The organism is Nocardia sp. NPDC004722 (assembly GCF_053601505.1).
Genome location: NZ_JBSGBY010000339.1, coordinates 1 through 9,088, shown reverse-complemented (window position 1 = coordinate 9,088; position 9,088 = coordinate 1). Strand labels below are relative to the sequence as shown.

10 protein-coding genes are annotated in these 9,088 nt (G+C 69.6%); 3 read left to right on the top strand and 7 right to left on the bottom strand.

The window, feature by feature from the left end; all coding sequences use genetic code 11:
• Positions 1–57 precede the first annotated feature (57 nt).
• Complete coding sequence (locus tag ACWELQ_RS28275) at positions 58–963, bottom strand: RNA polymerase sigma-70 factor (RefSeq protein WP_452400076.1); 906 nt, start codon at positions 961–963, stop codon at positions 58–60.
• A gap of 29 nt (positions 964–992) precedes the next feature.
• Positions 993–2,177 carry an NAD(P)/FAD-dependent oxidoreductase gene (locus ACWELQ_RS28270; protein ID WP_452400075.1) on the bottom strand — a complete coding sequence of 395 codons (1,185 nt, stop codon included), beginning with the start codon at positions 2,175–2,177 and terminating at the stop codon, positions 993–995.
• 175 nt (positions 2,178–2,352) lie between these two features.
• Between ACWELQ_RS28270 and ACWELQ_RS28265 the strand changes: the two genes are divergently transcribed.
• Entirely contained in the window at positions 2,353–3,072 is a 720-nt protein-coding gene (locus ACWELQ_RS28265; protein WP_452400074.1) for a DsbA family oxidoreductase, read from the top strand.
• Between the two features lie 15 nt (positions 3,073–3,087).
• Here ACWELQ_RS28265 and ACWELQ_RS28260 read toward each other — a convergent pair whose 3' ends face one another.
• Together ACWELQ_RS28260 and ACWELQ_RS28255 are read right to left on the bottom strand one after the other, a co-directional pair.
• Positions 3,088–4,296, bottom strand: coding sequence for a low temperature requirement protein A (locus ACWELQ_RS28260; RefSeq protein WP_452400073.1), 1,209 nt, complete (start codon positions 4,294–4,296; stop codon positions 3,088–3,090).
• Between the two features lie 49 nt (positions 4,297–4,345).
• On the bottom strand, positions 4,346–4,909 hold the full coding sequence (locus ACWELQ_RS28255; RefSeq protein WP_452400072.1) for an SAM-dependent methyltransferase: 564 nt from the start codon (positions 4,907–4,909) through the stop codon (positions 4,346–4,348).
• Positions 4,910–5,030: 121 nt separating this feature from the next.
• On the opposite strand from ACWELQ_RS28255, the gene ACWELQ_RS28250 reads away from it, so the two are divergent.
• Both ACWELQ_RS28250 and ACWELQ_RS28245 read left to right on the top strand, forming a co-directional pair.
• Entirely contained in the window at positions 5,031–5,729 is a 699-nt protein-coding gene (locus ACWELQ_RS28250) for a response regulator transcription factor (RefSeq protein WP_452400071.1), read from the top strand.
• The gene (locus tag ACWELQ_RS28245; RefSeq protein WP_452400070.1) at positions 5,719–6,753 is read left to right on the top strand and encodes a sensor histidine kinase; all 1,035 of its coding nucleotides are present in this window, start codon (positions 5,719–5,721) and stop codon (positions 6,751–6,753) included. The genes ACWELQ_RS28250 and ACWELQ_RS28245 overlap by 11 nt, the downstream gene beginning before the upstream one ends.
• Here ACWELQ_RS28245 and ACWELQ_RS28240 read toward each other — a convergent pair.
• Genes ACWELQ_RS28240 through ACWELQ_RS28230 form a run of 3 tightly spaced genes read right to left on the bottom strand, consistent with a single transcriptional unit; the run spans position 6,677 to position 9,000 of the window.
• Positions 6,677–7,132 carry a hypothetical protein gene (locus tag ACWELQ_RS28240; RefSeq protein WP_452400069.1) on the bottom strand — a complete coding sequence of 152 codons (456 nt, stop codon included), beginning with the start codon at positions 7,130–7,132 and terminating at the stop codon, positions 6,677–6,679. The two genes, ACWELQ_RS28245 and ACWELQ_RS28240, sit on opposite strands and share 77 nt — an antisense overlap.
• Positions 7,129–8,433, bottom strand: coding sequence for a molybdopterin-dependent oxidoreductase (locus ACWELQ_RS28235; RefSeq protein ID WP_452400068.1), 1,305 nt, complete (start codon positions 8,431–8,433; stop codon positions 7,129–7,131). Before ACWELQ_RS28235 ends, ACWELQ_RS28240 begins: the two co-directional genes overlap by 4 nt.
• 24 nt (positions 8,434–8,457) lie before the next feature.
• Positions 8,458–9,000, bottom strand: a complete 543-nt coding sequence (locus tag ACWELQ_RS28230) for a TIGR04282 family arsenosugar biosynthesis glycosyltransferase (protein ID WP_452400067.1) — start codon at positions 8,998–9,000, stop codon at positions 8,458–8,460.
• Positions 9,001–9,088: the final 88 nt, after the last annotated feature.

The following is a 9,088-nucleotide window of genomic DNA, read 5'->3' as shown; positions in this document are numbered from 1 at the left end:
ACGCCCCCGACGAGCGATGGACAGTACCGCAGCCCAGTGGGTGAAATGTCCGATTCTTTATTCGTCGACCGATCCGGTGACCGATACGTCGACGGTCGCTCGCTGGAGTCCGGCGAGCTTGTCGGGATTGACCTGGAAGCGGATGTTCTCGATGTGACCGTCACGAATGTCGTAGGTGAGCGCCCCGACCCGGTACTCGCCGAGCACGGCGACAATGCCGAGTTCGCCGTTGATCCAGGCGGATTCGAGACGGATGTTCGCGCTGACCGGCTTGGCCATGGCGCCCAGCAGCCAGCGCGCCACGTGATCGGGTCCGTAGAGCGGCCGGCGCGCGGCGGTGACCTTGCCGCCGCCGTCGTTCCACAGCGTCACTTCGGGGGCGAGAATCTCCATGAGCGCGTTGACATCTCCGCCGTGCGCGGCGGCCAGGAACTTCTCGGTGATCGCCGAGCGGGTGGCCGCGTCGGTGTCGAAGCGCGGACGACGGGCGTGCACATGATTGCGGGCCCGCAGCGCGATCTGCCGGACGGTGGCCTCGGGGCGGTCCAGGAAACCGGCGATCTCGGCGTTTGAATAGCCGAAGACCTCACGCAGCACGAAGACGGCACGTTCGACGGGGGTGAGGGTTTCCAGGACGACCAGCATGGCGGTCGACACGGTGTCGGCCATCTCGGTCTCCTGCGCGGCGTCGGTCGTGGTGGTGAGCAACGGTTCGGGCAGCCAGGGCCCGATATAGGTCTCGCGGACGGCGCGGGCCGAGGTGAGCCGGTTGAGCGCCAGATTGGTGACGGTGCGGACCAGGTAGGACTTGGGGTGGGTGACCGAATCCTGGTCCACCTCATGCCATTTGATCCAGGCGTCCTGCAGGATGTCCTCGGCGTCGGTGACGGTGCCGAGCATCTGGTACGCGGTGCCGAACAGCAGCCGCCGGTGGGCGACGAAGGGGTCGATCTCATCCTGCATGGGACTCAGTCCTACCTGGTCATTCGAGGTCATGCCAGCGCACGGGTGGCGCGGCCGCCGTTGGCGAACTGCACCTGCATGTTCATCCGCTTGCTCATCTTGAAGACCGGCACCGGGCTGCCGCTGACCTGCTCCTTGTAGAAGACGGCGGCGCGGCCCTTCAGGTACCAGCGGCGCGGGGTGTCGTCGGCCTTGGTGAACTGGATGACGGCGTCCTCGCGGCCCAGGCTGACCGGCTGGTGGATGTAGCCGAAGCGGAAGGGGCGCACCGGCTTTCCGCGCAGTCGACGGGTCACGCTGTCGGCGGCGTAGGCGGCGGTCGGCATGCCGCTCTGGCAGGTGCCGTGCAGGACGCCGAAGGGCATGCGGACCGCGGCGGCGTCACCGACGGGCACGATCTCCGGGTGCGAGACCGACCGCAGGGTGGTGTCGGTGATGATCAATCCGCGCTCGTCCACGGCGATTCCGGCCTGGGCGGCCAGCGGCGAGACCTTGACGCCCGCGGTCCACAGGGTCAGATCCGAGGCGATCACCTCACCGGTGGTCAGCCGCACGGCGTCCGGCAGCACCTTGGCGACCTGCACGCCGATCTTGCGGACGATGCCGAGCCGGTCCAGGGCGCGGTTCAGGTGGGCGCGGGCCTGATCGCCCATCATGTGGCCGAGTTCCTGGGCGCTGACCAGGGTGACGGTCAGGTCCGGGTGCGATTCGGCGATCTCGGTGGCGGCCTCGATGCCGGTCAGGCCGCCGCCGACCACGGTGACGGTGCCCGCGGCGGCGTTGATGTCGGTCAGTCGGTGCGAAAACCGGCGGGCCTGACGGGGATCGTTGAGTGTCCAGGCGTCCTCGTCCGCGCCGGGTACGCGCGAGGTGTCGGTGGTGCTGCCGAGTCCGTAGATGAGGGTGTCGTAGTGCAGTTCCGCGCCGTCGTCGAGGGTGACCGTGCGGGCGGTGACGTCGATGGCGGTCGCGGCGGCGCGGTGGAAGACCACGTTCGTCCCGTCGAGCAGATCCGGGATGTGGTGGTGGGCCAGTTCCTGCCCGGCCGCGATCTGGTGCATGCGCAGGCGCTCGGTGAAGCGCTCCGACGGGTTCACCAGGGTGATGCGGACGTTCAGCTTGCGGGTGCGGTGGGCCAGGCGGACCGCGGCCAGCATGCCGGTGTAGCCCGCGCCGAGGACGACGATCTCGTGGGTCTTGTTGGTGGCGTTCATTTTCGGCTCCGTGGGGGTGTTCCTGCTGGGTCGGGCATGAGACAGAACAGGCCGCCGGAACGTGACAACTCGACTTTGTGAACTAGGTCACAGCGGAACATTCGGGGGCGGTGACCGGTTGGCATCAGGGTGGCCGGGCCCCCGGCCTGCGGAAACAGTGTCGAGGTGAGGTGTGATGGCCGTACAGGTCGAGATCTGGACCGATATCAACTGCCCGTTCTGCTATCTGGGCAAGCGGCGGTTCGAGGAGGCGCTCGCGGAGTTCCCGCACCGCGAGGGCGTGACGGTGGTGCATCGGTCCTTCGAACTGGATCCGACGCTGCCGCGCGACCACAGCGATGCGGTGGTGCCGCATATCGCGGAGAAGTACGGGATCAGCGAGGCGCAGGCCGCCGCCAACGAGCGGGGCATCGGGGCGCAGGCCGAGGCGATGGGGTTGAGCTATGTGACCTCCGGGCGCGACTTCGGCAGCAGCTTCGACATGCATCGGCTGCTGCACTTCGCGCTCGAGCAGGGCAAGCAGGAGCAGTTGCTGGACGCGTTGTACGCGGCCAACTTCGGTGACGAGCGGCCGCTGTTCGGCGATGCCGAGCGGCTGGTCGAGGTCGCGGTGTCCGCCGGATTCGAGGAGACGGCCGTGCGCGGCGTGCTCGCGGACCCGGACGCGTACGCCGACGCGGTGCGCGCCGACGAGGCCGAGGCGGCTCGGCTCGGGGCGCGTGGTGTGCCGTTCTTCGTGTTGGATCGCAAGTACGGAGTGTCGGGCGCACAGCCGCCGGAGGTGTTCGCGCAGGCATTGCGGCAGGCGTGGGACGATCACGCGCCGGAATTGCAGATCGTCGCCGACGCCGACGCTTGCGGGCCCGACGGTTGCGCGGTGCCGCAGCGGGATTGACGCCGCTCTCCGCCGTTACGGCCGCTGATTGCGGGTGATCATGCGGCCGACGGCCGAGATCTCCGGGTGAATATAGGAACTGTCCTCACCCGCTCGCAGGGACATCACGTCGTCGGCGATGACGAACCCGTAGGCGACCACCACCAGCACCACGAACTGTCCCCACGCCACCCAGACGATGCCGACGGGGGCGGTGGCGAGCACGCACACCGCGCCCAGCAGCCGCCACCAGGGCCGGGGCAGGTGCAGCGTCAGCCGGAATGCGCACTGCCCCAGGAAGAACAGGGCGACGCCGCCCGAAAGTGCCAGTGCGGCAGGCTTTCCGGCGGGCTGGTTGCCGTGCGCGATGGTCATGGCGATCCCGGCGGCGGTCAGGATGATGCCCAGCAGCACGACGTAGAGCGAGTAGCCGTAGGCTACCGCGGCGGGACGGGCCCGCAGCGGCCCGGGAATCGCCGAGAGCGCGTGCTCGCCGCGTTCGTCGTCCATGCCGAAGTAGGCCCACCACAGCACATAGCCGAGGGTGAGGCCGAGGCCGACGATCGCGATCAGTCCGACGGTGAGGTCCTGGCCGGTCAGGTTCGCACCGATGGCGACCACCGATTCGCCGAGCGCGATGATGACGACCAGGCCGTGGCGTTCGCAGAAGTGGCTGGCGCGCACCACGAATCCCTCGACGCGGGCGATGTAGGGCGTCACGATCTGGAGCACGATGGCCGCCGACCACCAGGCGGCCCGCGCCCCGCCGTCGGCGATGCCACCTGCCAGCACGAAGACTGCCGTCAAGGTATTGAGCGGGCCGAGCCGCAGCATCGCCGTGCTGGCACTGGCCCCGCCCGCGGTGGCGAACATGACCGTGTGCACCAGGCTGACCACGATGTAGCCGATGCCGAACACCAGGCCGGTGCCGCCGAACGCGTCGGGGATCGCGATGGCGATGACGAAGAACCCGAACATGCCCAGCAGCAGGAAGGTTCGCCGCGAGGTGCTGTTCGGCGCGACCTCGTTGGTCAGGAACACGTACCCGCTGTACATCCACCAGATGATCCCGAACATCAACGCCACCTCCCCCAGCTCCCGCCAGCCCGGGTGATGGGTGAACACGTGCGTCAACTGCGTGATGGTGAAGACGAACACGAGGTCGAAGAACAGTTCCAGGGTCGAGGCCCGAACCTGTCCGCCTTCCGCCTCGATCTCCGCCGATCCGGACATATCGCTGGTCACGCGAAAATCCTAGAGCCGATTCCGCGGCGCGGACCACCCGCCGCGCCCCTCAGCGGGCGAGCCAGGCGATGTCGTGGCCCGCGACGGTCGCCGTGGTCATGAGTCGCAGGTCGGCGGCGGTGGCCAGGGCGGCGGCGTGCTCGATGCCCACCGTCGCCCAGGGCGTCCCCGCGGTGGTGGCGGGCGGGCAGGTGCGCCGCAGCGTCGAATCCGGCGGGGGCGGGGTGAATTCGACGATGGCGACGCCATCGGGGGCGAGGAGTTCGCGGGTGCGACGCAGGACTCGGACCGGGTCGCCGCCGATCCCCACCACCCCGTCGGCGAGCAGTGCGTATGCCCATCGGCCGGTCGCGGGGAGACGGTCGAACAGGTCGCGGTGCAGTACGGGCACGCCGCGAGACCTGGTCGCGGCCACCGAGTTCGGTGACAGGTCGACGCTGAGCACCGCGATGCCGCGCCGCATCAGCCGGTCCGCCAGGCGGCCCGAATCACCGGCGAGGTCGATGGTCGGGCCGTCGCAGCAGGCGGTCAGCACCTGATCGATGCGCTCCCGGGTAGCGGGATCGGGGACCTCGGCGCGCCGAGCCGTGCGGGTTCGTCGTGCGGGGGCCATTCCTCGACGGTAGGTCGGCGGCAGCCGTCGCAGGCGGCCTCGGCCATGACGAAACTGTGACGGCGGGTGGGGAAATGGCTTGGACCAGGTGGTTCGGGGTGGGGGCGGCCTAGGGTGGGGTATGCGGATTCTGGTGGCGGATGATGATGCCGTCGTGCGCGAGGTGGTGCGGCGGTATTTGGAGCGGGATGGGCTCGAGGTGGTGGAGACCGCGGACGGGCCCGCCACGGCCGCGGTGCTGGAGCGCAATGACATCGATCTGGCGGTGCTGGATGTGATGATGCCGCCGCCGGATGGGATCGATCTGACGCGGGCGGTGCGGGCGGGGGCGCATCCGGAGACGCCGATCATTCTGCTGACCGCGCTCGGGGAGGAGGACGACCGGGTGATCGGATTGCAGGCGGGGGCCGACGATTACGTGACCAAGCCGTTCAGTCCGCGGGAGCTGGCGTTGCGGGTGGCGTCGGTGCTGCGGCGCACACATCCGCAGCCGGTGATCGCGGAGACGCTGTCAGGCGACGGGGTGGAGTTGAATCGGGCCTCGCGCACCGTGGTCGCGGACGGGGCGGCGGTGGAATTGACCGCGCGCGAATTCGATCTGCTGGCGTTCCTGCTGTCACATCAGCGGCGCGTGTTCAGCCGTCAGGAGCTGCTGGCCGAGGTGTGGGGCTGGAATTTCGGTGACCTGTCCACGGTCACCGTGCATGTGAAGCGGTTGCGGGCCAAGCTGGGTGCCGCGCACCGGATCGAGACGGTGTGGGGTCGCGGTTACGCGTGGGGCCGCGCCGATGTCGCGGAGGAGGCGGGCGATGCCGACTGATACACCGAGTCTGATCGGGTACGCGCTGGCGGGGACCCTGCCGGTGGTGGTGGTCGGCGCGCTGCTGCTGCGGTACACGCGGGGGCGTGCCATGACCACGAGCATGGCCGTGCTGGTGCTGATTCCGACGCTGGCCACCCTGTGCGGGGTGGTCGCGGTGAGCGGGCTCATGTTCGGCGCCGAATTCGAGCGCACGGCAGTGGTTTTGGCGGTCGTCACCGCGGTGACCGTGCCCGCGGCCATTCTGCTGGGCCGCGAACAGGCGCGGGCCACGGTGTGGGAGCGCGAGATGATCGAGCAGGAGCGCGCCGCCGAACGCTCACGCCGCGAACTGGTGGCCTGGGTCAGCCACGATCTGCGCACCCCGCTGGCGGGGATCCGCGCCATGGGCGAGGCACTGCTCGACGGCGTGGTGGCGCGGCCGGAGGACGTGCAGCGGTACGCGGAACAGATTGTGCGGGAGACGAATCGGCTCTCGTCGATGGTGGACGACCTGTTCGAGATGTCGAAGATCAATTCCGGGGCGCTGCGGCTGGAGATGGAGCCGGTGGATCTGCGCGAGCTCATCGACGAGGTGCTGGCCGCCAACCAGCCGACCGCGCAGCGCGCCCGGATCACCCTGGCCGCGACGCAACCCGAGGACAAGCTGGTGGTGGCGGGCAGTGACCGGGCGCTCGGGCGGGTGCTGACCAACCTGGTCGCCAATGCGATCGCGCACACCCCGCCGGGCGGGCGCATCGACATCTCCGCGGGCGCGGACGACGGCCAGGCGTGGACCCGCGTGGACGACACCGGGCCGGGCATCTCCGATACCGATCTGCCGCGCATCTTCGAGGTCGCCTATCGCGGCAGCGCCGCCCGCTCCCCCGGCGCGGGAGAACTGGGCAGCAGCAGCGGCATGGGTTTGGCCATCGCGGCGGGCCTGGTGGCCGCGCATCACGGCGATATCAGTGCCCGGAACCGTTCCGAGGGAGCGCGTTTCGAGATCCGGTTGCCGCTGCTGGAGACCGCCGGGCGGAGCTGAGCAGGTAGACCGCGACCCCGGCCCACACCACGGCCAGCGCGATGAGCAGGCTCACCGTGTAGTTCCGGTTCAGGATGGTGTCGTTGCCGGGCACCGCGCCCTCGCGGCCCAGCAGCGGCACCGAGACCAGGAACAGGGCGAGGCTGCAGAACGCGCCGACCGCGTAGGCGGGCCACCAGCGCGGCGGGAGCACGTAATGGCCGAGGACGCCGACGAGGGCGGCAGCCGGGCCGAAAATCAGGTTCTCGGCGAGGATCGCGCCGATGAACCAGACGGCGACCGACTTCAGGTCGGTGGTGCTCATCTTCAGCAGCAACTCGACACCGTAGTAGGCGAAGCCGATGCCGCACGCGCCCAACAGGATCCGGGTGATGGTCATGACAGTTCCTCGATCGACTTCAGCCATTTGGTCTGCAGGACGCCCGGGCGGTTCGGCGCGATCAGACGGCACGGGTAGCCGTGGTCGAGGGCGAGATCCTCGCCGTTGAGCCGCAGGGCGATCAGGGTGGAGGCATCGGTGACGAAGGTGTGCGGGAGCACCGAGGAACCGTAGATACCGGTGGTCTCCAGGGATACGAAACGCACGTCGCCGCCGCCGTATTCGCCGACCTGGGCCAGCAGGTCACGCAGCCGTACGCCGGACCAGTGCCCCGTCGCGCTCCAGCCCTCCACGCAGGCGATGGGCAGCACGCTGTCATGCTGGGGCAGGGCCTCCAGGTCGGCGCGGGAGAAACCGTGTTCGCGGCCACCGACTTTCACCGCGAGAGCGTACTGCGGGGAGCGGGCGGTCTCGGTGACGGCGGCGGCCACGGCGGTCCGGTTGATCGGAACTCCTTGCGGGCCTTCACCATCACGCGGGGCCAGCAGAGCGACGCGGCGCAGCAGGGGAACCGACTGCCCGGCGACCAGCAGACCGGTGGCCAGCGCACCCAGCCCGGCCGCGGCGAGCACCGCCCGGCGCGAGACACCGGGTCGCGGCGGTGTGGCCGATTCCTGTTGTGCGTCAGCCGATTCCGGTTCCGAGACTCGATGCGACAGTGCCGTCCGCACGACCGGGAGCTTCACGGCCAGGTGCACGACGACCGCGCCGAACGCCACGTACGCCATGGCGTGATGGGTGGTGGTGAAGAAGAACTTCCACGGATAGAACTGGGCCGTATTGAACAGCCCCGTCACGATCTGGAACAGCACCGCGCCGATCAGCACCGCCACCGACGCCCGCTCCAACGCTTCCGGAAGTGCCCGGCGCACAGAGGGTTTCGGAAACAATGCCGACGGTTTCAGGAAGAACCGCGGATACACCGACCACAGCTTGACCAGCAGCAGCGGGATCATCATGACCCCGACCGTCACATGCGTGCCCTGCGTGACCCGGTACAGCCACACCGGATGCGCGGGCCACCAGAACCAGTCCGGCGGATGCTGGATCAGATGGCTGATCATCCCGGTCACGAACAGGATCAGGATCCCGACCCCGAGCGCGATCCCCACCCGCGCCGCCACCGCCGTGGACCGCGCGGGCGAGATCCGCGTGGTGAGCACCGATGGCAGCAGGGACGCTTGCTGGTCATCGGGACCGCTCGCCGATCGATCGGGAGCGGGCGCGGGAGTCGGGCGGCTCGGTGCGGGGTCGGGTTGGGCGGACGAGGTGTCCGCGGGGTCGACGTTGCCGGTCTGCACCGCGGGCTCCTTTCGGGTCGAGACTCAGAGGGGTACGGGCGTTTTCGCGGTCACCAGGTCGGTGACGGTGCGGGCGAAGCGGCCTCGGGAGATGGCCGCTACCGCGATGGCGTCGTCGTAGGTGTCGACGTCGGTGAGGGTCGGCAGGGCGTGGACGCGGCATCCGCTGTGGCGCAGGGCGGTTTCGGTGAGTTCGCCGGTGCGGTCGGTGGACATGGGGATGTCGGCGAGGAGTTGGGCGGGGCGGGGGTCGGTGAGGCCCAGGGCCCACCAGCCGCCGTCGGTGGCGGGACCCAGGACGGTGTCGCCGGTGGCGACCAGGCGGGCGGCGGAGCGGGTGAGCAGGTCGGCGTCGGCCTGCGGGGTGTCCATGCCGATCTGCAGGACGGGGACACCGAATTCGGCGGCGTCGCGGTGGGCGTTGGCGAGGCGTTCGCCGAAGCTGTCGCCGCGCTGCGGGACCACGGTCACCCCGCGAAGGGCCGCGGAGAGTTCGATGGCGCGTTCGGCGCGGTCGATATCGCCGGTCCAGGCCACCACGCGATGACGAATCCCGCTCTCGCGCACCGCGTCCAGGGTGTCGAGCTGGCCGCGCGCCTGGGCCTCTCACGCAATACCGTGCAGGCCAGACTGGCTCGCTGGGAGGCGGCCGGGG